This is a genomic window from Mycobacterium intermedium, from assembly GCF_002086275.1.
Taxonomy (GTDB): Bacteria; Actinomycetota; Actinomycetes; order Mycobacteriales; family Mycobacteriaceae; genus Mycobacterium; species Mycobacterium intermedium.
Map to the genome: position 1 here is coordinate 1 of NZ_MVHT01000052.1, position 24,448 is coordinate 24,448.

Sequence of the window (24,448 nt, forward strand, 5' to 3'; positions counted from 1 at the left end):
TCCTCGTCGTACCTCTTCGCCATGATGCGAACAACCTTCCCTCGAAAGAAGGTGTGCATCAAACCCGGGGTGGTTCACCATAGTGAAGTCATCGGAATCAATCGCACCTGTCGCCCACGTCAACGGGATAGCATCTTCGGCCTCCACGCCACCTCCGGTAACCCGGACCGTCGCGCCGGTGATGCATTCGAAATCAAATCCGGCTGCGCTCAACGGCAATGTTGCTAGCCCGCGTCCGTCTGCCACGGCGACCCTTCCTGCTGCCTCCGTTGAACCCACTGAACCTGCCCGGGGTGTGCTCACCCTGGATGCGGGCGTGGTGACCGAGATAGCCGCGGCGTTAGCCAACCTGCAGAAGGCCATCGGACATCTTCAGGAACTCGTCCAAGGTGGATTATCCCAGGCTGCGGTAGCTTCATCTCCAGCCGCGGTTCCCAGCACCAACGGCCACGGGGGGTCGACAATTACTGTGCCGCAGAAGGTTTCGATTGCCAGCAATGGTGCATCGGTAATGCCTGCGCCACCGGTCAGCACACCGGTGCCGCCGGTGGTTCCGGTTGCCAGTAATGGTGCTTCGGTAATGCCTGCGCCGCCACCGGTCGTCGCACCCGTGCCGCCAGCGGTCATGCCCGCGCCGGCGGCGGTGATGCCCGCTCCGCCGGCGGCTGCGCGTGCCGTTGAGGATTCGCTTGCGCCGCTGGCCAAGACGCCTGCCCCGCAGGTTGCTGCTCCTGCACCGCCAGTGGCGACGCCATCGTGTGACAGTCCGGAGTTGGTTGGGCAGATGTTGGCTGTGGTGTCGGAGAAGACGGGCTATCCGGTCGAGATGTTGGATTTGTCGATGGCGTTGGAGTCTGACCTGGGCATCGATTCGATCAAGCGGGTTGAGATTTTGTCTGCGGTGCAGGAGCGGATGCCCGGTTTGCCGGAGGTAGATACCGCGACGATGGGCGGCTTGGTGACGTTGCAGGAAATCATCGACTACCTGCATGGGTTGACCGCATCGGCAACACCTGTACCGCCGGTGGTTCCGGCCTCTACTAATGGCGCGTCGGCGATGCCTGTCCCGGCGCCTGCCGCGCCGTCGGCTGACAACGCGGAGTTGGTTGGGCAGATGTTGGCTGTGGTGTCGGAGAAGACGGGCTATCCGGTCGAGATGTTGGATTTGTCGATGGCGTTGGAGTCTGACCTGGGCATCGATTCGATCAAGCGGGTTGAGATTTTGTCTGCGGTGCAGGAGCGGATGCCCGGTTTGCCGGAGGTAGATACCGCGACGATGGGCGGCTTGGTGACGTTGCAGGAAATCATCGACTACCTGCATGGGTTGACTGTGACGGTTCCGAAAGGCAGTCCACCGGTTCCAGCACATCCGCCCACTCCCAACGACATCCGGGTCGGTGAGCGCCTCCCTTTTGAGTTAGCCGGAGCAGCGATCGCCCGCTACGTGGTACGCGCAGTCGCTGCTCCGGCCAGCGGGATGGGGATGCCAGGCCTGCATGACGTCGCGGAAGTTCAGATTGTCGCGACCCAGGACGCTACGGAAGAAATTGGCCATGCATTGGCGGCAAAGTTGCGCGGTCAAGGCGTTGCAGCCACAGTGGTGGCCCAACCCAGCGCGAACGCCGAGGCGGTGATCCACCTCGGGGGGCTGCAGCGGACGGCAACCCGTGAAGATGCGTTGAACATCAACCGGACCGTCTTTGCAGACGCGTTGCGCATTGCTGGCGCATACCAGGAACGTGGCGGAGTCTTCATCACCGTCCAGGACACAGGCGGCACGTTCGGATTGCTCACCGAGCCGGGTCCGCGCGCGTGGGTCGCCGGCATCGCCGCCCTCGCCAAGACCGCCGCACAAGAGTGGCCCAAAGCTCAGGTCAAGGCGATCGACATCGCATTCGAGCAGCAATCTCCGATTGCCGTAGCCGAACACATCGCTCAAGAGATACTTGCCGGCGGCGTTGAACTGGAAGTGGGTCTGGGAGGCACCTACGGCCGGGTTACCGTCGTCGCAGACCCAAGGCCGGTGAGCACCCGCACGCGGCGTGTTGGCCGAAGTGACGTGATCGTCGTGTCGGGTGGCGGTCGGGGTGTGACCGCAGCTTCGTTGATCGCCCTAGCCAAGGAAACTCAGGCCAGTTTCGTCTTGATAGGGCGTACCGAACTCAACGACGAACCAGCCATTGTCCAGGGCGTCACCACCGAAGCCGAAATGAAACGGGCGGTATTGAATGATGCTGTGGCCCATGGGGTTAAGCTCACCCCAAGGCAATTGGAACAACAGGTGCAGCGTATCCTGGCCGATCGCGAGGTGCGCGCGACCCTAGCCGCCCTGACCGCCGCCGGCTCCCGGGTCCGCTATGCCGCGGTTGATGTACGTAACGTGCCCCAACTCGATGCGCTTCTCGATGACGTGCGAGCCAATTTTGGGCCTATCACAGGTATGGTCCACGGTGCTGGTGTGTTGGCCGATGCGCCTTTGCACCGAAAGACGCTGGACGGATTCGATCGTGTCTTCCGGACAAAAGTTGACGGTCTTGGTGCGTTGCTGGACGCGACTGCCACCGATGCGCTGAAGTTCATCTGCCTGTTTTCGTCTGTCGCTGCGCGTACCGGAAATATCGGACAAAGCGATTACGCCATGGCCAACGAAGTACTCAACAAAGTCGCGTTGGCAGAGCAGGCTCGTCGCGGGCCATCCTGTCTTGTCAGGGCATTGGGATGGGGTCCATGGGATTCCGGCATGGTCACGCCGAATCTCAAGGCGTTGTTCGAATCGCGTGGTGTTACTTTGATCGCCCTTGCAGACGGGGCACGGGCATTTGTCTCAGATGTACTGGATGGCGAGATCGACAATCCCGAAGTGACCCTGGGACAGGGCATAGTTGCCGGGCTGCCAACTCATCCGATAACTGCCGAAGGGCGATCCGCACGCGTGCTGGCACATGTCACACGGCAGCGTCAGTTGCTCGATCATCGAATTCAGGGCAACGTCGTTCTTCCGATCGTGCAAGCTCTCGAGTGGATGGTGCGGCTGAGCGAGGCCTGCCAGCCGGGGCTGCGCATGGTTCGTGTTGTCGACCTCCAAGTGCTGCGTGGCGTGACATTGCACCATTTCGAGCAGCATGGGGACTCGATGCTGCTGCGGTGCGTACCCGCGCAGGATCGGCCGGATCGACTGACGTGCGGCCTGTTCGACAGCTCAGGATCGAAGCGCTACTACTCCGCAGCGGTCGAAATGGGTTCCGAATTGCCTAACCTACCGACCCTGTCAATGCCACCAGTCAGCGGTGAGCAGCTGGACGATGACAGCTACTACGGGTCGGGCCTGCTCTTCCACGGCCCGGCATTTCGGGTCGTGGACAGCATGGTCTGTGGCGATTCGACAGCTACGGCATCCCTGTCGGGGCTGACCACGGTGGGTTGGCAGGGCGAAGGTTGGGCTACCGATCCTGCGGCGCTAGACGGTTGTCTCCAACTGGCATTGGTGTGGAGCTTTCACCGGATAGGCCGCCACGTGTTGCCAATGAAGATAGGTGAGTTCATGCGCTACCTGGCCGGCGCCCTGCCCGGCACGCTGCGGTGCGAACTGTCCAACGGCGACGCGAGTGGCAACCGAGCCGTGTGTGACCTCGACCTGGTGAACTCGGAGAATCGCGTGGTTGCCAGCTTTAAACGACTCGAGATGTACCCCTACGGCGGTTAAATCAATGATGTCGTGGAGTCATCGTGAAGTTTGAGCCGATTGCGATAGTCGGCCAGGGCTGCGTCCTGCCCGGTGGCCTGAGCCCCGACGAGTTGTGGACGACAGTGATCGAGGGGCGTGATGTGCTCGGCCCACCGCAGCCCGACGATTGGCGCATCGCGGCGCCGAAGGTCGTACAAGACGGGAAGAACGGCTCTACCCTCGACCACACTTGGTCTGCCCGCGGCGGATATGTACGAGGCTTCGACGAGATATTCGATGCTCACGGACTCCTCGTCGGGCCGGACTCGTTCAACGGGCTCGATCCGCTATTCCTGTGGGTCGTCGAGGCCGGCCGACAAGCTCTTGAAAGCGCCGGTTGGCGCATCGGGGGAGCGCCGGGCTGCACCGGGGTGATCCTTGGCAACCTGACCTTCCCGACGAGGACGCTGGTTGACCTAGCTGAAAACTTCTGGCGCGGGACCGAATACAAGATCGACTGGCGCAATCGTTTTATGTCCGCGCAACCAGCCCATCTTCTTGCCAACGCACTTGGCTTGACTGGCGGTGCGACAGCTATCGAGGCCGGATGCGCTTCCTCCTTGTATGCAATCAAGCTGGCATGCGATCGCCTTCACGACCGCACCGCGGACGTCATGCTTGCGGGGGGCGTCAACGGCGCCAGCGACCTTTTGATCCACGTATTCTTCACCGCACTACACGCGCTGAGTCGTTCCGGCCGATCACGGCCCTTTGACAGCAGTGGCGATGGAGTTGTCCCTGCCGAAGGAGCGGCCATTCTGGCGCTCAGGAGGTTAGAAGACGCGGTGGCCGAAGGCAACCCCATACTTGGCGTGATTCGCGGAATAGGCCTTAGCAACGACGGTCGTGGCCGCGGTCTGCTGGTGCCCTTCCAGAAAGGTCAAGAGCGGGCGATGCGGCTCGCTTATGCAATGGCCGAGCTTGAACCGCAGGATATCTCGTTCATAGAGTGCCATGCCACGGGTACCCCTCGTGGTGATCTCACGGAACTGACGAGCATGTCGAGCATCTTCGCCGGCACGACGGATATCCCCATCGGGTCACTCAAATCGAATCTGGGACATACCATCACGGCAAGCGGAGCCGCGGGCATCATCAAAGTACTCGCGGCAATGCGTGCCGGTATCCGCCCGCCGACGCTGCATGTCACGGATCCGCTGCCGTTTATCGCAGATTCCCCGTTCCGTGTGCTCACCGAGGCCGAGTCTTGGGCATGTGATGGACCGCGCCGTGCCGCGATCAGCAACTTCGGTTTCGGTGGCAACAACGCCCACCTCCTCCTCGAAGAATGGGTCGAGCCTGCCAGCACGGGCAACATCCTTTCAGGCTCGCCGATCGCCCGCCCTCAAATCGACGATGACATCGCGATCGTGGGGCTCAGCCTGCTAGTCGGTGATGGGCACAACACTGCGTCGGTCGCTGAACATCTGAAGTCTGGTCGGTCGATCGTTACCGACGACAATGGCATGCTCCGCGCGCGGATGGCCGAAATTCATCTCGACCTTAGGCAAGCGAGTTTCCCCCCGTGCGATCTCAATCAGGCCCAGGCACAACAACTTGCCCTGCTCAGCGCCGCTCTCGATATCGACGAGCTGATCAGAGAGCTACCTCCGGAACGGACGAGCGTCGTCGTCGGGATGGGTTGCGATACCTCGGCGACACGATCCGAGATTCGAGTGCGGTTGGCTGCCGAGATCGACGACCCCCAGCAGTTGGCACTCGCCCGCGACAATGTGGCACCACCTGGTACCGCTGCCAGTGTGGTCGGTGCGATACCTAACATCGTGGCCAACCGCCTGAATAGCCAGTTCGACCTAGCTGGGCCGAGTTTCACGGTGTACAGGGAAGAACTGTCCGGCATCACAGCTCTCAAGATGGCCGCACGTGCATTGCAACGGGGTGAAGTCGACGCTGCGGTTGTCGGTGCGGTGGATCTCAGCTGCGAACCGATACATGAAGAGGCCGCACGTGTGCTGCTCGGGACGGACCAGCAGATACCGGGCGATGCGGCCGTCGTAATGGTGGTCAAACGTGCCGCAGACGCACGTCGCGACGGCGATCGCATTCTTGCCACCCTCCCGGCAGACCATGAACCACATGGCGATTGTGTCCACTTGGGCACCGCGCCTGGCGCATCGAACCTTTCGGCCCTGCTTGGGCATTCCCACGCAGCGTCGGGATTGCTTCACGTCGCGGCGGGGGTGCTATACGGGCTCCTGAACGTTCGGCCGGATGGCGCGCCGTGGACATCTCAACAGCGGATGGTTGTCGTCGCGCTCCGCGCGCTCGGTGGCCAGAACGAACAAATCGTACTTGTGCCACCACCTGCCGACCGTCGGGAAATCGATGCTCGCGCTGGCCTATTCGCCCCGCCCCGATCCCGAGCCGGGACACCCTCCTGGCAGCAGTTCCTCGCCCACCTGCCCAATGTTCAATTACCCGCGCCCACCCAGCAATTGGAGGAGCCGATGACAACACGCCTCCCAGTCCCGCCGCCCCTGCCCAAAGCCCAAGAGGCAGAGCGACGGGTGCCGCTGGGCGCGGCGCTGATCGCTGTGACCCCGGTCGACACCCTGACGGTAGTGCCCGGGGATGATGTGCGCTCGCATGATGTGACTGACTCGCCGGAGGCTCTGCCGCCGCTTCAGAAGGCATTGGCTAAGAACAGAGCTGACGAGGAAATGGCTGGCGGGGCGGGGGAGTCGATCCAGCCATGCCGGGCCGCCGCGGACGACCTGCCAGAACCGACGGCCAAGCGCGCGCCGGTAGGTCTGACACTGGGCAAAGACGGCCTGCTGGTGCACGCATCGGGCAGAATCTCCGATGTCTTCGGCCCGAAGTTCAAGGTCCAAGACGACTACCATCGACAGGTTCGGATGCCGGCGCCTCCAATGCTGCTCGCAGATCGCGTGCTGGGCATCGATGCGGAACCCGGCAAGCTCGATACCGGAGTCTTGTGGACCGAAACCGACGTTACCGCCGACGGATGGTGGCGCCATCAGGGCCGCATGCCGGCTGGAATCATGATCGAAAGCGGCCAAGCCGATCTTATGCTGATCTCCTGGATGGGAATTGATTTCGCCAACAAAGGCGATCGGGTGTATCGCCTGTTGGGCTTCGAAGTGACCTTCCTCGGTGGCTTACCAGAGATCGGTGACACTCTCCGATTCGACATCCACGTGGACGGCCATGCGCGTCAGGGCGACATTCGCATGTTCTTCTTCCACTACGACTGCACGGTCAACGGAGTCGAGCGGATGCTCTTGCGTAACGGCCAGGCCGGATTCTTCTCCGATGAGGAGTTGGCGGCATCGCGTGGGATTCTCTGGCGCCCCGAGGATGAGACTGTCAGCGGCCCCATGGATTCGACGCCGTCAAGAACATCGCGCACCTCGTTGGATCGAGCCGACCTTGAGGCGTTGGCCGCAGGCAAGGTTTGGCAGACATTCGGACACGGCTTTGAGCGCGCGGCAAGCCACACCCGCACGCCGTGCATTGCGGGCGGCGACATGCTGTTGCTCGACGCCGTGACCAACCTGGATTTCGCGGGCGGTCCTTGGGGCCGAGGTTATCTGCGGGCCGTTTCGCAGGTGGCTCCCGAAGACTGGTACTTCACAGGTCATTTCAAGAACGATCCATGCATGCCCGGCACGCTCATGTTCGAGGCGACGCTACAGACAATGGCCATATACATGATGGCTCTCGGGATGAGCATAGAGTTCGACGGCTGGCGCTTTGAACCCGTGCCGTACGAGACCTATAAGATGCGGTGCCGCGGCCAGGTCACGCCGCAGTCCCGAGAGTTGGTCTACGAAGTGTTCGTGCGGGAGGTCATCGCCGGACCGGAGCCCACCCTCTTCGCCGATCTGCTATGCACCGTCGACGGACTTCCGGCCTTCCACTGCCGTCGTATGGGGCTCAGACTCTCACCAGGGTGGCTGATGGACCTCGGCGCAAAAGAGCTTGAGGGACATACCGAAACATCCACCGTCGCCGAAGCGGACGGCTTCCGGTTTGACTACCGCGCGCTGCTCTCCAGCGCCATCGGCAAGCAATCCGAGGCTTTCGGCCCCCTCTATCAGAAGTTCGACACACACCGAAGGATGCCCAGACTGCCAGGGCCGCCTTACCACTTCGTGTCTCGAGTCACCGAGTTGGTCGGCGACATCGGTGTTGTGCAGTCAGGCACCGAAATGGTCGTCGAGTACGACGTGCCCAGCGACGCCTGGTTTTTCGGCGCGAACGGGACGGCAACCATGCCGAACGCGGTCCTTATGGAGGTCGCGCTGCAACCCTGCGGCTTTCTTGCCAACTACATCGGCTGCCCACTGGACTACGCTGATGACGTCTACTTTCGCAACCTCGACGGGACGGGGCAGCAGCACCGGCTGATCACACCTTCGACCGGGACGTTGCGGACTAGGGTCAAAACGAAGAAGGTCGCTAAGGCGACCGGAGTCACCATCGTAGGCTTCAGCGGCGAGATCCACGCCGGAGCCGAACTCGTCTACACCTTCGAGACCGTTTTCGGGTACTTCGGCCGCGAAGCGCTGCAGCGGCAGGTCGGGCTCCCGGTTACCGACGAGCAACGCCGCCTGCTGGAGCTTCCGTGCAGCGCTCAGGTTGTCGACTTGCACGACGGTCCGCTGGAGTTCTTTGGTCCAGGAGCGCGGCTGGCCGAGTCGGAGCTGCTGATGATCGACCGGGTGACGGGCCGTTGGCCAACCGGCGGCACCGCCGGACTCGGTCGGTGGCGTGCCGTCACGGACATCGACCCTGCAGCGTGGTTCTTCAAAGCCCACTTCTACCAAGATCCGGTCCAACCTGGATCGCTTGGCATCGAAATGTTGCTCCAACTCTTGCAGTTCGCGATGCTCGACCTCGGGCTTGGCAAGGAAGCCGGACCGTTAGCGCGTTTTGAGCCGGTGGCCCTGCGTGAAGCGATCACGTGGAAGTATCGCGGTCAGGTTGTGCCCACCAATAAGCAGATCACGTCGGAGTTGGAGATCACCCGTATCGCGCGCGACGACAACGGCATTCTGGCCGTGGCCGATGCCTATTTGTGGGTTGATGGAAAGCGGATTTACAGTGCGACCAACCTCGCCATGCGCATCACCAGTAATGCGCAGGAGGGTCAATCGCGGCTTGCCGTCGGCCTGACCGCCACCACCTCCGAGACCGCCACGGTAACGATCGAAAAGACCATTGATCCCGCCCGCGACACATGGATCACCGATCACTGTCCGACATTCGTAATCCCATGTCTGCCAATGATGTCGGTGGTAGACCTGTTCGCGCAGGCAGGCAGCCAGGCCGCCGGCGCCGCCAAAGTAGTCGAGATCGCCGACGTGGAGCTAGTTCGTTGGATCACGGTCGACTCGCCAAAGCGGCTGCGGGTGATAGTCGAGCCGGTCGAGAGGGGAAGCTTCAGAGCCCGCTTGGAGGTATGGCGAGATGCGCCGCGCGCAGGGCTGTCGCGCTGGGAGACGCACGCCCACGCCACTATCGTGACGGCAGACCACTACACAGGTGCACCGGCACCACCGGCTCCGCTGGACGGCTCGACGCCTTTCGCCAGCCCGTACGACGGCACGGTCTTTCACGGGCCCGCGTTCGCATCGCTGATGGACGGGGCTCGGATTGGCCGCAACGGCTCATCCGGGACACTCGCGGTCGATCGGTGCGCAGTTCCTGTGGGGCAGGTGCAGCCGGGGCTTCTCGACGGAGCGCTGCACATCGTTCCCCATACCGCAATGAGTGTTTGGGCCACCGACCAGGCGGATGTCGAGTCCTATCGAGAGGTCAAGGACCCTGATGCAGGGTTTCCGCGTCGTGTGGTCTGGGCGCGCTTCTACAGTGATGTTCCCGTCGCGGGGACGGTAGATGTGGAAGCCCGATTCGTCGGATTTGACGACGCCGACTGCCGCATGCCGGTTATAGACCTGTGGCTCAGCGTCGCAGGCACTGCTTGGGCGCAAATTCGCCTCGCCGAAATCTTGCTGCCTTTGGGCTCTCTGGCCGGGCGCAGTGGTCCCGAGCTACGTGCATTTCTTGGCGAGCGGCGAGCGGTGCCCAGGATGTCATTGAGCGAACGGTTGGCGCACGGAGTGGTCACGCTCGATGCTGCCGGTTTAGCGACGCTGGGTTGGTTCAAAGACACGCTAAACGCGGTGTATCACACTGACAGTCAGAGGGATTCGTTGATCGCTGACATCGCGATCAAGGAAGCAGTTGCGGATGCTGCCCATAACGCCATTCATCCGTCACAGGTTCAGATCGTCGACGGGCAGGTGAGCTGTCCCTCCCTGCCATTAGAACAAGTCCGTGTCGAGGTCGAGAAAACACAGCTGGGCGGGTGCCGTGCGAGCGCGTCGTTGCAGACTGACTGGGAACCTGTGCTCAGCTGGTCGAACGACACGCTGGGCACGCAGCAGGGCGATTTCGCGGATCTGCTCCATTGGGCCCTGCTGTTGCGCTACGTCCGACACGTCATCGTCACGGATCCAGCTGGGATGACGGCGCTCCGTGGTCGCCCCGTTTTGCTGTTGGGCAACCACCAGGTGCAGATCGAGTCGGTCTTGGGCACAGCAATAGCCTCATGGGTGACCGGTACCAAGGTGGTGACGGTAGCACATGCCAAGCATGAAACCCGTTGGATCGGAGCGCTGTTGCGGCTCGTGCACGCTGTAACGGGGACCGAGCTCAGGACAGTCCGGTACTTCGACCAGCGACAGCCACGGCAGTTCTTCGATGTGGTGGAAGAAATCAAACGCGACGCTGTCAACCACGCGGTTTCAACGATGGTGCATGCCGACGGAACCCGACATGTTCGCTCCGGTCAGCGTGTCGAGAGAATAACCTCCACCCTCTTGGACGCGGCGATAGACGTGTCCATGCCAATCGTTCCGGTGTACTTCGCAGGGGGGTTGCCGGAGCAACCGGTGGGTTACAAACTTGAAGTGCCTTATCGCCATGCCGCCCAGGACTACGTTTTCGGTCGGCCGATCCTGCCTGACGAGTTGCGCGGGATGCCATACGCTCACCGTCGACGCCGTGTCCTCGACGCCATCAACGACCTTGCCCCATTCAGTAACACGGCAAATCAGCCAAATTACCTCGCAGAGAGCCGGATTGCGCTAGCTGCCGGCGGCGCGTCCCCGCTTGAGTCTATTTGGGTTTATATCAACGACGCATTAGATGCCCTTCCGGTGGATTGGCGCACCACCCTCAGCGCAGGTAACTGGCCGGGAGTTTGCTCAACCCAGGGTCACTTCGCTTCCGCATGACCGGAGCCCACAAAGGGGCTCGGCTCATGGCGGTTCGGTAGCAGTACGTGAGGTGTTAAAGCGAGAGTGGGCGCGGAATGTAGCGGAAAGCAGTCGTTGGCACGGGCACGCCGCAATTGCGGGCCTGCTGGGCGCGGCTGATTCGGGCGGCACCTTCAAGCAGATTTAGGGCTACTTGGACGGCCTCACGGTGCTCGCACTGCTCCAGATAGCTACCGGCGACCCAGCTGTTGAAGGCTCCCATGGATGGACCGCACCAGATTTGGTAGTCCAGGACACGACCTGGTTCGCCGTTGATGGCCCACCGACTGGATCGCCCTAGGTACCAACGGAACACCAACGCCATCTGATACTTCGGGTCTCGGGCCGCGAGCTCGAGAACCGACGGATCGCGCTGTTGCCAGTACCGCTGTGTTTCCGCCCAGACCTCGTCGACGGTGGTGCCGAGGATTTTGTCCAGCTCCTTGCGTTGTTTATCGCTCAGTGCCGTCAGGCTCGGATAGGCGGCATACCATTCATAGAGCTTCCTCGCGCGCGGGCCGAACATGGTGCCACGCTTGAGGACCTGCAAGTTAACGCCCATCTCGAACATGTCGGAAGCCGGCGCCATCATCACGTCCGCCACTCCGGCCTTGGTGAGCATCTCGCGAGCCTCTACCGAAAGCCCTGACTCCACGCACGATTGATTCACCGATCCGGTCAACACGTACGCAGCTCCCATCGCGAACGCGCTGGCCACCGCCTGCGGTGTACCGAGACCGCCGGCCGCGCCTACCCGCACCCGGCGGTTCAGGCGGTGCTGCTGTTCGAGTACGTCTCGCAGCAACGCGATTTCCGAGAAAAGTGCGGGCAGCGGACGGTTGTCGGTGTGTCCGCCGCTGTCGGCCTCAACCGTGATGTCCTCTGCCACGGGCACGTATCGGGAAAGCTCGGCTTCACGCGCGGTCAGCTTGCCGGCCGCCTCGAGCGCCGAAACCATCTCCGCCGGAGCCGGCTTCATGAACAGACTGGCGACTTCGGGGCGCGATATCTTCGCCATCACTTGGTTCTTACGAATGATGTTGCCGGCCGGATCCGTCGACAGTCCCGAGAGTGCGTAGTGAACGACCGCGGGCGTGAGCCTCATGAATGCTGATGCCTCGACGACAGGGACGCCGCGCGCAATGAACAACTCAGCAACCCGCGCTTCGAGTGCAACCTCGTTTGGTGAGTGGATCAGGTTCGCGCCCCATGCAGGTCCGGTCCGTCCGGCCAGTCTGGTCTGAATGGCGTCCAGCCCCCGCTCCACATCGGAATACGAAAGACCCCCCGCGCCGAAGAAGCCCAGCATGCCGGCCTCTGCCATTGCGACAACAAGTGCTGGTGTCGCAATGCCATTCGCCATAGCCCCGGTGACATAGGGAAAGCGAAGCCCGTGGGCATCGCAAAAATCACGGTCGCCCAACCACTCTGGATAAATTGGGGGGAGCGTCCCCACTAGGGATACACCGGACGAGCCGTCGGCCACCGACTCACCGCCCATGGCGAGGCCGAGCTGCCCCGTAGCTTCCTCGCGGACGACGTGAAGCGGATGACGCACGTATTGGAGGAGATGCGCGATGTCATCTGGTGCGAACGCAGCCGGCGCTGCGCCTGGGCGCCAACCCCCGGATGCCGGGCTGGCGCCCGCCTGAGCGCTAGGTCCTAATGCGGCGGTGCGCGGTTGATTCATCGCTGTTTCCCGTCAAACCATCAGTCGAGTAGGTAGGGCTCACGCGGCTCGGACTTGGCTCTCTCATGTAATCGGTCGGAAATAGTCGCCAATCTGAGGCATCCAATCCTGAAAGGCGCTGTTGGGGAATTGCGCACAGGCATGCACAGCCGAACTCTGCCGATCATCATCAATCAACCCCATACGGTATGAACAACATGATTGCCGGTCAATGACCCTGCGTCTCAGATGTCTTAACTTCGTGTTTCACTGACGGCCACTGGCAAACACATTCGGTCAATTCCGTAATTTGGATCATACAAAGTCTTGACAACAAATATCTAGTGCGTCACTGTTTCATCATGCGTGAACGGATTGCCGGAAAAGGGCCGACCGTCTTTATCGCGGAGGGCGCGCCGGCGGACCTCGCGCGCCTCGCCAGTCGTGTCGAAGAAGGGCTGCGCAGGGGGAGCGTGGCTTCCTTGGATTCAACGTATCGATCAACCTCAGCCCTGTCCCAGCCGTACGTTGGGTGCGTCCGCGGCTTTCCGCCACCCAATGGCCAGATCGTCGAGGTCGTGGCGACGCGACCTTCACGCGAACCACTAACTATCGAATCACGCAGCGTGGCTCATGAATAATTCGCGCCAAGGATAGGAATGCGTTGTTATTCAGCCTTCATCAGCGAGGCTGCATGTCCCGCAAGATCGAGAAAGGACACATTGTGGAGAACGGGTACCACAGCAAAAGCCCACTAAAAATCATCGAAAAATGCCCTGTGCATTTCGACGATCTGGACGCGTTTGGGATGCTCTACGCCGGACGTTATTACCCGCTGGTCGAACGCGGAATTATCAGGGGTATTACGAAGATGGGCTTTCCGATTGGCCACGAGGACATGAACGTCGTCATTCGAGAAATGAAGTTGACTTTCGGTTCCCCTATTCGCCGGGTGGGGGAAGTCGAGTTGGAGTTCTGGTTGGCTCGCGTCAGCCGCAGCACTGCCACTCACGAATTCGTGGTACGCAGCGAAGATGGCGAGCACGCACGTGGGTACCGCACAGCTACCAAAGTCAATCTGGCAACGCAGCGGTCGGCGCCGTGGGGTGATGGAATCCTTGCTGCCTTCGGGGTAAAGCAACTCGCCGCTGCGGTGTAGACGTCGGACGTGGTCCGTCAACGGTATTGCGTCACTGCAGTGTCCAACCAGCGGGTGCCGTCGGCGAACTCACTTCGTAAGGGCGCAAACGCTTTCGATGACAAGCGGTCGGCGGAAAGGAGTCCGATAGTGTTCGAATTGTTCAAAAGGCTCTGGATCCCGCTGACCCTTGTCGTTGTTCTAGTGGTGGGCGGGTGCGCGGTCGTCCGCATTCGAGGCGCGTTCATCGCCAACGCCGAAGTGACGAGCGGGGAGCAACTCGCGGACAATTCCAAGCCGTTCAATCCCAAGCGCATCACCTACGAGATATCGGCAGCATCCGGCGTCACCGCGAAGATCGACTATCTCGACGAAGACGGCCAACCGCACTATGTCGAGGCAGCGTCGCTACCGTGGTCGCACACCATCGTGACGACATTGCCCTCGATGTCGGCCAACGTTGTGGCGCAAGGTAGTAGTGACGTCGGTACGTTGCGATGCCGCGTACTCGTCGATGGTCAGGTGCGCGACGACCGGCTCAGCGACTCATACGCACCCTTCGTTTACTGCCTGGTGAAATCCACATGAGTGAAAGACATTCGACGTCAGCTCATCCAGACATTGCTCGTCTGGTGCGCACATTTTCGATACCGGTGATCCTGTTTTGGGTGCTTACCGTCGGTGCTTTGGGTGCCGTCTCGCCGAAGTTGGAAGAAGTGGCGACGCAGCACGCGGTGTCGACGATGCCCGAGGATAGTCTCGCGTTTCAAGCGATGATGCGGATCGGCAAGGTGTTCCATGAGTTCAGTTCGGACTCGTCGGCCATGGTCGTGTTGGAAGGGCAGGAGCCACTCGGCGACAGCGCACACGAGTTCTACAACCGCATCGTCAGCCAGTTGCGAGCCGACGTCGCACACGTCGAACACGTTCAGGATTTTTGGGGTGACCCGCTCACCGCCGCCAGCACTCAAAGTGGTGACGGGAAGGCCGCATACGTGCAGGTTTTTCTCGTCGGTAATCAGGGCACCGCGGCAAGCAATGAGTCGGTGGCGGCAGTGCGGCGGATCGTGGATCAAACTCCCGCTCCTGCGGGGATCAAGGCCTACGTGGCCGGCAACACCGTCCTCGTAGGCGACACTGTTGAGGTGGCCCACAAGAGCTTTGCGATGGTGGCCATGGTTTCCCTCGGCGTCATCTTCGTAATGCTGCTGGTGGTGTACCGCTCGGTGCTGACGACCTTCCTTTCTCTCGTCGTGGTCGTCATCGAATTGCTTGCCGCGCAATCGGTCACGGCCTTTTTGGGCCACCTCGAGCTCATCGGGCTTACCCCGAACGCCAACAGCACGATTACGGCGCTTAGCATCGCCGCGGGGACGGATTACCTGATTTTCTTATTGGGGCGCTACCACGAAGCCCGGGCAGCCGGCGAAGATCGCGAGACCGCTTTTGGCACCGCATATCACGGGGTCTCCCATGTCATCTTGGCTTCCGGGCTGACCGTCGCGGGTGCATGCATGTGTTTGGCGATGACCCGTCTGCCGTATTTCCAGACCATGGGCATGCCCTGCGCTGTCGCGATGCTGGTGGTTGTGTCGGCGGCCCTCACCCTCGCGCCAGCGGTACTCGCACTTGCCTCGCGCTTTGGTGCCTTCGACCCCAAACGTGAGCTGTCGACACGAAATTGGCGCAAAATCGGCACTGCAGTGGTGCGCTGGCCAAAGCCCATCATTGTCGTGACGGCAATGATCGCCGTCATCGGTTTCGTCGGCCTGCTGACATACGTGCCCAGCTACAACGATCAGAAGTTCACCCCACCGGATATGCCCGCCAACGTCGGGTACGCGGCCGTCGAGCGGCATTTCTCCCAGGCCCGCATGAATCCCGAATTTCTGATGGTCGAAGCCGACCACGATTTACGCAACCCCGCGGGCATGCTGGTCATCGATAGAATCGCGAAAAGAATCTTTCATGAGCGCGGGGTCGCGCGAGTACAGACCATCACCAGGCCGCTGGGTGCGCCACTTGAGCACAGCTCGATTCCGTTCCAGATCTCACTGCGGAACGCCGGCACACTGCAAACAGCGAAGTTCTTGAACGACAACGCCGCTGAGATGCTGCAAATGGCGGATGAGATGGGCAAGACCATCGCCATCATGGAACACACCTACGCGATCATGAAGGAGATGGCCGACACGACGCACTCAATGGCCGACAGAACGCATGAGGTGGTCGGTACCGCCGACGAGTTGCGCGACCATATCGCAGATTTCGACGACTTCTTCAGGCCCATTCGCAGCTATTTCTACTGGGAGCAGCACTGCGCCGACATTCCCGTCTGTTGGTCAATGCGTTCAGTTTTCGATGGCTTGGACGCGGTCGACAAGATGTCGGCAGAGTTGGAGGGCCTGAGCGGTGATATCGACCACCTGGATCGGCTCATGCCAAGTCTGTTGGCGGACTTCGAAGCGACGATCGCCTCGCTGAAGCGCTCGCGTGCCCTGACGTTGTCTACGCAGACCAGGATGGCAGGTATTCAGGCCCTTATTGAAGAGGCAGCCGAGGGCGCAACCCAGATGGGTCGCGACTTCGACCAAGCCAAGAACGACGACTCCTTCTACCTACCACCGGAGGTCTTCGACAATCCTGACTTCCAACGCGTGATGCAGTTGTTTGTCTCTCCCGATGGGAAGGCCGTACGCTTCGTCATCACTCACGACGGCGATCCGGCATCGGTCGAAGGGATCCGGCACATCGCGGGAATCAAATACGCGGTGGCCGATGCCATCAAAGGCACCCCTTTGGCGAACGCGAGGATATCGTTGACCGGCGCCGCGTCGATGTATGCCGACATTCAGCGTGGCACCATCATCGACGTGTTGGTGGCCGGTATCTCAGCCCTGATTCTGATCTTCGCGATCATGTTGCTCGTCACGCGGAGCGTCGTCGCCGCGCTCGTCATAGTCGGCACAGTGGCCGCATCGCTAGGTACGGCCTGCGGCTTGTCGGTCCTTGTCTGGCAAGACCTTCTGGGGTGTGGCGTGCAGTGGCTCGCGCTGCCGCTGGCGGTGATAATCCTGCTGGCGGTGGGCTCGGACTACAACCTTTTGGTGGTGTCCCGGCTGAAAGAAGGAATTCACGCCGGCCTCAATACCGCGATCATCCGTGGCATGGGAGCGACTGGCCGGGTGGCGACTGCTGCCGGTCTGGTATTCGCCTTCACCATGATGGCGATGCTGGTCAGCGATTTGCTGGTAGTCGGACAAATCGGCACCACAATCGGATTGGGCCTCCTGGTCGACACGCTGATCGTCCGATCCTTCATGCTGCCCGCGATCGCGGCGGCTTTGGGACGCTGGTTCTGGTGGCCATTGAATACCGTGCGCGCCAAGCCTTTGCGGGAAGGCAAAGGCGCACCCTCAACGAGGCAAGCACATGATGTGAGCTCCAACGGGAACGGCCACGGCCATTCAATAGGTGCCGTGACCACCGAAGGTGCTTTCGCCGGCGACACCAGCAGCGTGCTTGTGCGAAATTAGCCGACCCTTGATCTGCCGTATGGGCGGTCTATCGTGTTGCATGGTGCGGCGCTTAGCTGAACGTCTTGCATCGGAATGTAAAGGGCCGCTGAGCTTCCGTGTGACTAGCGTCTAGCCGATGGTTAGGACGGTGTAGCAGTGATTCGGGTTAGCGCGGCTGGTAGCTGCGGGGCGGGTGTCCGGTCCAGCGTCGGAAGGCGCGAGTGAATGCGCTCGGTTCGGAGAATCCGAGGCGTTGGGACAGTTGGGCGATGGTTTGGTCGCCGCGCGCTAGGGCACATAAGGCGGCGTCACGTAGTACTTGGTCGCGGATTTCCGAGATCGAAGTATTCTCTTCGCGAAGGCGGCGCCACAGCGTTGGACGGCTCATTCCGACGCGTGCGGCGATCTCATTGCTGGTGCAGTTGGGGTCTCCGAGTTTGTCTTCGATGATGTGGCGTACTTGGTCGGTGACGGTGGTTTGCTGGTCGCATTGGGTTAGGAGCTTGGTCGGGGCGTCATGCAGGAGGTCTTCGATGTCGTCGTGACTACGCGCGAACCGGTGGGCAAGTGCGTCGGCGTTGAAGACCAGTGCGGCTCGTCGGGCATTGAACATTGGGGGTGCGCCGAACATGGCGTGGTATCCGGCTTTTCGAGTCGTTTCAGCGTGGGGGAGTTCGACTTGGTGCAGTCTCAGGGATCGGCGGGTGGCCCAATTGATGATTCGGTGGGCGACGACGAGGAGTGCTACCGACGCCACCGGTAGCGCCGAGGCGTCGAAGTCGGCGACGTCGATTGCCAGTACGGCGGTGTGTCCGGTTTGTTCGATAGTGACGGCGGGCAGGCCGGCGAAAGCGGTGCGGAATTCTTGGTAGCGTTTGACCGCGGTGCTCAGGTCGGGTGCGCCGCAGACGGCGAAGGTGAGTAGTCGTAGCGCCCCCGGGGCGAGTTTGATCCTGGCTAGGCCCAACAGGGTGTCGCCGGTGATCTGCCAGAGGTGTTGCATGCCCAGGGCGGCGTTGGCGGGAGTGATCTGCACATAGTGGTTGAGGTGGCCCGATGTGGTGGAGATCTTTGCTGCCTGCACCAAAGCCGGCAGGTCCCAACGCTGTTTGACTGCCACACGCACGAATTCTCTGGCTTCCTCGGCCGGTAGGGCGTAGCCGACGGTCGGGGTGGGGGTGGAGGACAAAGTGAGCGGCTTGCTGCTGCTGCTGCGTTGTGCCGGCTCGCAAATCAGGGTTCTGGCGGTTGACGGGAGTCGGTCTCGGCGGTGGAGGTGTTCGTTTTGTTGAAGGGTCATGATTGCTTCCTCTTGTCCCGTCAGAGGGGGGACATCGGACAATGGTCCAACGTCGGCTTTTCGCTAGTCATGTGGTTCAACGCTTTTCAGTTGGCATCATCGGCTACTGCGAACCTGATGAGGGCAACGAGTCCACTCCTGCGCGAACGGCAACTCGGAGTCCCGCTCGGCCACTTGTCGCCTCAGGCCAAGCATCATTGCTTTACGGCTGACAAATAGTTGTTATTCAGATGACGAATAGTCAATATACATGAGTGTGGTAGCGCACACAAGGGTTGGGGCATGCGCGTCACAAACAAGAGGTCAACAGAACTGAGACACCGCGTCATCGTGCAATAGGCTAGGAATGCCTTGCGTGCGAAGGGCCAGTTCACGTCAGTAGCAAGGTCATGCTAGTGGTGCGGATGCGGAGTCGTATGTCCACGCGAAGACGTGCGAAGCGGGCTTTCGTAGACGTGACACCTGACGTTGTCGAAATATCAAGGGGGGCTGGATTTTCCGCGTAACTAGCAAGCGTGAAGGCGGGCTTAATCGGTGCCCACAGCTAGTCGAACGGTAGCAGAAGACGCCGCCCCTGACCGATGGTCATGACGGTGTGGCTGTACTTGGGTGACGTTCATGGCGAGAGTCCCGTAGAGGGGTCGGGACGGCTTGCGGCTCTCTCGCTGATCAAGGTGCCATCAACTCGTCGGCAACGACATCAGGAACGTCCAGGGTCATCACGTGGCCGACATTCGTCAGGACGCGGGCGTCGACGTTGGGAATCAGCCTCTGCGCGCGCGCAAGTGCGGCTGGCGGCCCGTCGGCGTAGATGACATCTCGCTCGCCGAGCAGCACGGTGGCAGGTGCGCTGATCCGGCGCAGTTCGTCGTCGGTGACACCGCCGCGCCATGGAGCAGGGCAAGTGGCGGCGCGGACTCGGGACCGCTGACTCGGTCGTGTGTCGTACCGAACGACGTCGTAACGTCTCGCTCTTCGACGGGAACGGGCCAACTGCGCACGATCTCGTCGTATTTCTCGATGAACTGCACCCGAGTCTCTCGGCTCCAAAGATTTAGGTTCACCATGCGCAAAGGGTAGTCGCGGGAGCCGCAACTCACCCGGGTGAAACAGCCTTGGGGTGATGTGGGCTCACCCCTGCCGTCAGCAGACTGAAGCCAGTTCAACATCGGCATACCGAGCGCCGGGTTCCGTCGCCAACGCTTCCCTTACCGGTCTCCAGCCGAACAACGGTGCAAATAGCACGTCAAGAGCGCCAAGAAAGCAGCAGAAGGGTTTCATCATGCACTTCGAATCCAAGAAGATCGTCGTCGTCGGAGGCAGCGCCGGTATGGGCCGGCAGGTCGCTGCCGATATCGTGCGCCATGGCGGCAGTGCGGTGATCGTCGGCAGGTCGAAAGAGCGCGTTGATGACACCGTGACGGAATTGACCGGCGGAGGCGGGCAAGCCTGGGGGATCACCGCAGAGTTGACCGATCGCGGCGCGGTGGCCGATGTGCAGCGCGCACTTTCTGAGCAGCACGATGATGCGACCCTGCTGGTCAACGCTGCCGGATTCTTTGTGCCGAAGCCGTTTCTCGAATACGATGCCGCCGTTTACGACTCCTACATGGAGTTGAACTACGCACTGTTCTTCCTCACGCAAACCGTTGTTTCCGGCATGATCGCCAACGGTGGGGGCGGGTCAATCGTCAACATCGGCAGCATGTGGGCACATCAGGCGATCGGTCTGACCCCATCGACGGTGTACTCGATGCAAAAGGCGGGCCTGCATGCGCTGACCCACAACCTCGCCATCGAGCTCGCCGAGCACCAGATCCGGGTCAACGCGGTCGCGCCGGCCGTCGTCAAGACTCCGCTCTACGAGGGGTTCCTTCCCAAAGACGAGATCGACTCCACTCTGGCCACATTCGCGCCGCTGCATCCGCTGGGCCGAATCGGCACCCCCGCAGACGTAGCCAGCGCCGTGACGTATCTGCTGTCCGATGAGGCCAGTTGGGTCACCGGCGCGATTCTCAACGTCGACGGCGGCATAATGGCCGGCCGCAACTAACCGACGACTACACCGAAATATCAAGCGCAGCAACATAAAGGCTGCGCGAACAAAGGAGAACAAGTGTCACACCAGTACACCAAAGACCCTGCCGCGGTGCGTGAACTCAGCCCTGAGCAATACCACGTCACGCAGGAAAACGGCACGGAACGTCCCTTCACCGGCGAGTATTGCGACAATCACGAACCGGGCCTCTACGTCGACATTGTCTCAGGCGAACCGCTTTTCGCCTCAGTCGACAAATTCGACAGTGGGAGCGGCTGGCCGAGTTTCACCCAACCGCTCACCGCGGACAGCGTCGTCGAGAAGCGCGACCGCAGCCACTTCATGGATCGGATCGAGGTGCGATCGGCCCACGCCGACAGCCACTTGGGCCACGTATTTCCCGACGGACCCGCGCAAGCCGGCGGGTTGCGCTACTGCATCAACTCCGCATCCCTGCGATTCATCCACCGGGATGACCTGGAAGCCCAGGGTTATGGGCAGTATCTGGGCTTGTTCACCGAAGACGTTTCGCAGCACCGCCAAACCGTCGGCGAGCAGCAATCATGACTCACCACGAAAAAATCGCCGTCCTCGCCGGGGGATGCTTCTGGGGCATGGAAGAGTTGTTCCGCGCGCAGCCCGGTGTGGTGTCCACCCGCGTCGGCTACACCGGTGGCAGGAACACGCATCCCACCTACGGCAATCACCCCGGCCACGCTGAGGCGCTCGAAATCACCTATGACCCAGACGAAACCGACTACCGGGGCCTGTTGGAATTCTTCTTTCAGATCCACGACCCGACCACCAAAAATCGTCAGGGCAACGATGTCGGGACCAGCTACCGGTCAGCAATCTTCTACCTGGACGACGAGCAGAAGCGAATCGCACTGAGCACCATCGCAGATGTCGAGCGCTCAGGGCGATGGCCCGGCTCGATTGTCACCGAGGTGATTCCCGCTGAGACGTTTTGGGAAGCCGAACCTGAACACCAGGATTACCTGCAGCGTTTCCCATCCGGCTACACATGCCACTACATCCGCCCTCAGTGGACGTCGCCCAGCGGTGAGGGCGCAACCTTGGGGTCAGTAACGGCCGATCATGCCTCGCAGTAACTATGTGGGGTCGGCAACGCAGGCCCGGACAGTGCCGTCTCATTGGCAGCTGCTGTTGAGCGGATACGCGCCATTGGCGGTCTATGTCGCCATATGTGTTGCAGTGCGGGCGGCGTCGCGGGCAGGAACCAGGGAGCGACGGTGACCGCATGACGCAGAATCCGAATCTGGCCGCCTTGTCAGCCGCGGGCGTGTCGGTCTGGCTGGATGACCTCTCCCGGGATCTCTTGCGGTCCGGCGGTCTGCAAACGCTTATCGACACCAGAAGTGTTGTCGGCATCACCACGAACCCGTCCACCTTTGAGCGCGCACTCACACAAGGCCGCGCCTACGACGGCCAGCTCGCCGAGCTGACCGCCAGTGGTAGCGACATCGACACCGCAGTCCGAACAGCGATCACCGACGACGTCCGGGCGGCCTGTGACGTGCTTCGCCCTCAGTGGGAGGCCTCCGACGGCGTCGACGGGAGAGTATCGATTGAAGTGGATCCAGCACTGGCGAACAACACCGACGCAACCGTCACGCAGGCCATCGAGTTGGCCAAAATCGTTGATCGGCCCAACGTCTTCATCAAAATTCCGGCGACTGCGGCGGGGCTACCCGCGATTACCGCGGTGCTGGCCAACGGTGTCTCGGTGAATGTGACGCTGATCTTTTCCGTGCAACGGCACCGAGCGGTGATGGACGCATATCTGTCCGGCATCGAGGGCGCGCAGCAGGCGGGCGCTGATGTCTCCACAATCCACTCGGTCGCATCACTTTTCGTGTCTCGGGTGGACACCGAAGTCGACAAGCGACTCGAGGCCATCGGCTCCGATGCTGCACGCGCACTGCGGGGACGGGCCGGCGTGGCCAACGCGCACTTGGCGTACGCGGCCTACCAGCAGGTCTTTGAAGCGGGGTCGCGATTCGCCGCGCTGCGCGCCGGCGGTGCTCGCGTGCAACGCCCGTTGTGGGCCTCGACCGGCGTGAAGAACCCCGCCTACCCCGACACGATGTACGTGGCCGAACTCGTGGCGCCAAACACCGTCAGCACCATGCCCGAGGCGACACTTGCGGCGGTGGCGGAGCGCGGCGTGGCTGTCGGTGACACCGTGACCGGCAAGGCGAAGCGGGCGCGGGAAGTGCTCGACCGATTGACTGCGGTCGGTATCGATCTGTTCGACGCGTTCGACGGGCTCGAACGCGACGGGGTAGCCAAGTTCGCGGCGTCCTGGCAGCGGTTAGTCCAGCGCTAACCCCATGCGGCACCGAACCTTCCGCCCCTGGAGACCCACCGTCTGATCAAGCCGGGTGGCGCTGTTGTTGCGCGGACACTGATAGTGCCTAGAGGTAGTCACGAAGCTCGTCGAGCAGCGCCGACTTTGGGCGCGCCCCCACCAATCGGACGGTAGACAAGCCGTCCTTGAAGACAATCATGGTTGGGACCGAGGCAACCTGAAACCGTCGAGCAGTCAGCGGATTTGCGTCGACGTCCAGCTTGGCAACGGTGAGCTTCTCGCCGTGTTCTCGTGAGATCTGCTCCAGAATCGGTGCTACCGCACGACAAGGGCCGCACCATGGAGCCCAGAAATCAACCAGTACAGGGGTGCGACTTTCGAGGACGTCAGCGGCGAATGAGTCGTCAGTCACTGTGAGGGGCAAGGGTTCGGTCATGAGGCAGATCGCTCCTTCTGGATGGTGGAAGCTGTTAGGGGACCGGCTGATTGGTTCAACCAGCGCTCGGCATCGCGTGCAGCGGCGCAGCCGCTGGCTGCGGCGGTGACCGCTTGGCGGTAGCGGCGGTCGATCAGGTCGCCAGCGGCAAACACGCCCTCCGCGGAGGTTTGGGTCGTAGTGCCTGCGGTCACGACGTGTCCACTGGCATCGAGGTCGACCAGTCCGATCAACGGATCTGAGCGCGGCGCCTGGCCGATGGCGACGAAGGCAGCCGCGACCGCGATGGTGGAGTCGACGCCGCGGCGCGTGTCGCGAATGCGCAACCCGGTGACGTATCGGTCGCCGTGCACGGCGAGTACCTCGGTAGAGGTCAGGACCGTGACGTTAGGTTGGCCGCATAAGCGGGTGACGGCGATGGTCGATGGCCGCAGCCGTGGGCGGTAATGGATGAGGGTGACGTGGCGGGCTATTCCCGCCAGGTACAGTGCCTCTTCGACCGCGGCCTCACCGCCGCCGATGACGGCGACGTCGCATCCGGCGAACCGTGCTCCGTCACGTTTGGCGCTGGTGCTTACTCCGTGACCGGTCAGCTTGCTTTCGCCCTCCACATTGAGGGTCCGGTTGACTGAACCCATGGCAAGAATCAGCGCACGACCGTGGTGCTGGTTGGCGCCGACGTTGACCGTCTTCACTTGGGGGCCGAGAACGAATCCGTCGGCGTGGCCGCTGTGCAATTCGGCACCGAAATAGTCTGCCTGCCAACGCATCTGGTCGACCAACACGGGACCCGTGACGAATGGCACGACGCCGGGATAGTTGTCCACCTGTCCGGCGACCAGAAGCGCGCCACCGGGCTCATGGCCTTCGATGACAAGGGTGTCCAGGCCGGCCCGAGCCGCGAAGATCGCCGCAGTATATCCGGCCGGACCTGACCCGACGACGATGACATCACGAATCCGCAAGTTATCTGCCTGTTCTCGACG

The 24,448-nt window shown here is 61.6% G+C and carries 16 protein-coding genes; 9 read left to right on the top strand and 7 right to left on the bottom strand.

All coding sequences use genetic code 11. From position 1 onward, the window contains the following. Together BST27_RS33180 and BST27_RS32485 are read right to left on the bottom strand one after the other, a co-directional pair. Nucleotides 1-213: hypothetical protein (locus tag BST27_RS33180; RefSeq protein WP_211285312.1), on the bottom strand; the 213-nt coding region annotated here is incomplete at its 3' end. 159 nt (nt 214-372) lie between these two features. Continuing rightward, nucleotides 373-705 carry a hypothetical protein gene (locus BST27_RS32485; protein ID WP_069422062.1) on the bottom strand — a complete coding sequence of 111 codons (333 nt, stop codon included), beginning with the start codon at nt 703-705 and terminating at the stop codon, nt 373-375. Nucleotides 706-784: 79 nt separating this feature from the next. Between BST27_RS32485 and BST27_RS18155 the strand changes: the two genes are divergently transcribed. Then, nucleotides 785-3,703 (top strand): SDR family oxidoreductase, encoded by a 2,919-nt coding sequence (locus BST27_RS18155; protein WP_069422063.1) that lies wholly within the window; start codon nt 785-787, stop codon nt 3,701-3,703. Nucleotides 3,704-3,726: 23 nt separating this feature from the next. Beyond that, entirely contained in the window at nt 3,727-11,010 is a 7,284-nt protein-coding gene (locus tag BST27_RS18160) for a beta-ketoacyl synthase N-terminal-like domain-containing protein (RefSeq protein ID WP_069422064.1), read from the top strand. A 55-nt stretch (nt 11,011-11,065) separates the two neighbouring features. Here the strand turns inward: BST27_RS18160 and BST27_RS18165 are convergent, their stop codons facing one another. Next, the gene (locus tag BST27_RS18165; RefSeq protein WP_197518201.1) at nt 11,066-12,454 is read right to left on the bottom strand and encodes a PfaD family polyunsaturated fatty acid/polyketide biosynthesis protein; all 1,389 of its coding nucleotides are present in this window, start codon (nt 12,452-12,454) and stop codon (nt 11,066-11,068) included. A 940-nt stretch (nt 12,455-13,394) separates the two neighbouring features. Between BST27_RS18165 and BST27_RS18170 the strand changes: the two genes are divergently transcribed. The 3 genes from BST27_RS18170 to BST27_RS18180 all read left to right on the top strand — a co-directional run bounded on the left by BST27_RS18170 (nt 13,395) and on the right by BST27_RS18180 (nt 17,374). Continuing rightward, entirely contained in the window at nt 13,395-13,859 is a 465-nt protein-coding gene (locus BST27_RS18170; RefSeq protein WP_069422066.1) for an acyl-CoA thioesterase, read from the top strand. A gap of 129 nt (nt 13,860-13,988) precedes the next feature. Beyond that, nucleotides 13,989-14,426 carry an MmpS family transport accessory protein gene (locus BST27_RS18175; RefSeq protein WP_069422067.1) on the top strand — a complete coding sequence of 146 codons (438 nt, stop codon included), beginning with the start codon at nt 13,989-13,991 and terminating at the stop codon, nt 14,424-14,426. After that, a complete protein-coding gene (locus BST27_RS18180; protein ID WP_079219841.1) occupies nt 14,423-17,374 on the top strand; it encodes an MMPL/RND family transporter in 2,952 nt (983 codons plus the stop codon). Before BST27_RS18175 ends, BST27_RS18180 begins: the two co-directional genes overlap by 4 nt. A 148-nt stretch (nt 17,375-17,522) precedes the next feature. On the opposite strand, the gene BST27_RS18185 is transcribed toward BST27_RS18180, so the two are convergent. Both BST27_RS18185 and BST27_RS31455 read right to left on the bottom strand, forming a co-directional pair. Continuing rightward, complete coding sequence (locus tag BST27_RS18185; protein WP_069422069.1) at nt 17,523-18,656, bottom strand: AraC family transcriptional regulator; 1,134 nt, start codon at nt 18,654-18,656, stop codon at nt 17,523-17,525. Nucleotides 18,657-19,325: 669 nt separating this feature from the next. Then, the gene (locus BST27_RS31455; RefSeq protein ID WP_139805222.1) at nt 19,326-19,649 is read right to left on the bottom strand and encodes an alpha/beta fold hydrolase; all 324 of its coding nucleotides are present in this window, start codon (nt 19,647-19,649) and stop codon (nt 19,326-19,328) included. Nucleotides 19,650-19,938: 289 nt separating this feature from the next. On the opposite strand from BST27_RS31455, the gene BST27_RS18190 reads away from it, so the two are divergent. From BST27_RS18190 to tal, 4 genes are all read left to right on the top strand, one after another. Next, on the top strand, nt 19,939-20,709 hold the full coding sequence (locus BST27_RS18190) for an SDR family NAD(P)-dependent oxidoreductase (RefSeq protein ID WP_069422070.1): 771 nt from the start codon (nt 19,939-19,941) through the stop codon (nt 20,707-20,709). Between the two features lie 63 nt (nt 20,710-20,772). Then, nucleotides 20,773-21,261, top strand: coding sequence for a peptide-methionine (R)-S-oxide reductase MsrB (msrB, locus tag BST27_RS18195; protein ID WP_069422071.1), 489 nt, complete (start codon nt 20,773-20,775; stop codon nt 21,259-21,261). Beyond that, nucleotides 21,258-21,806, top strand: coding sequence for a peptide-methionine (S)-S-oxide reductase MsrA (gene msrA / locus BST27_RS18200; protein WP_069422072.1), 549 nt, complete (start codon nt 21,258-21,260; stop codon nt 21,804-21,806). The genes msrB and msrA overlap by 4 nt, the downstream gene beginning before the upstream one ends. 149 nt (nt 21,807-21,955) lie before the next feature. After that, nucleotides 21,956-23,044 (top strand): transaldolase, encoded by a 1,089-nt coding sequence (tal, locus tag BST27_RS18205; RefSeq protein WP_069422073.1) that lies wholly within the window; start codon nt 21,956-21,958, stop codon nt 23,042-23,044. Nucleotides 23,045-23,132: 88 nt separating this feature from the next. Here tal and trxA read toward each other — a convergent pair whose 3' ends face one another. After that, on the bottom strand, nt 23,133-23,462 hold the full coding sequence (trxA, locus tag BST27_RS18210) for a thioredoxin (RefSeq protein WP_069422074.1): 330 nt from the start codon (nt 23,460-23,462) through the stop codon (nt 23,133-23,135). Beyond that, nucleotides 23,459-24,427: an NAD(P)/FAD-dependent oxidoreductase gene (locus BST27_RS18215; protein WP_069422075.1), complete on the bottom strand. Its 969-nt coding sequence runs from the start codon at nt 24,425-24,427 to the stop codon at nt 23,459-23,461. Before BST27_RS18215 ends, trxA begins: the two co-directional genes overlap by 4 nt. Nucleotides 24,428-24,448 lie beyond the last annotated feature (21 nt).

Coding starts and splice junctions, on each gene's coding strand:
- BST27_RS18155 (WP_069422063.1), top strand. CDS start 785: ATGTTGGCTGTGGTGTCGGAGAAGACGGGCTATCCGGTCGAGATGTTG.
- BST27_RS18170 (WP_069422066.1), top strand. CDS start 13,395: ATGTCCCGCAAGATCGAGAAAGGACACATTGTGGAGAACGGGTACCAC.
- BST27_RS18180 (WP_079219841.1), top strand. CDS start 14,423: ATGAGTGAAAGACATTCGACGTCAGCTCATCCAGACATTGCTCGTCTG.
- BST27_RS18185 (WP_069422069.1), bottom strand. CDS start 18,656: ATGACCCTTCAACAAAACGAACACCTCCACCGCCGAGACCGACTCCCG.
- BST27_RS18190 (WP_069422070.1), top strand. CDS start 19,939: ATGCACTTCGAATCCAAGAAGATCGTCGTCGTCGGAGGCAGCGCCGGT.
- msrA (WP_069422072.1), top strand. CDS start 21,258: ATGACTCACCACGAAAAAATCGCCGTCCTCGCCGGGGGATGCTTCTGG.
- tal (WP_069422073.1), top strand. CDS start 21,956: ATGACGCAGAATCCGAATCTGGCCGCCTTGTCAGCCGCGGGCGTGTCG.
- trxA (WP_069422074.1), bottom strand. CDS start 23,462: ATGACCGAACCCTTGCCCCTCACAGTGACTGACGACTCATTCGCCGCT.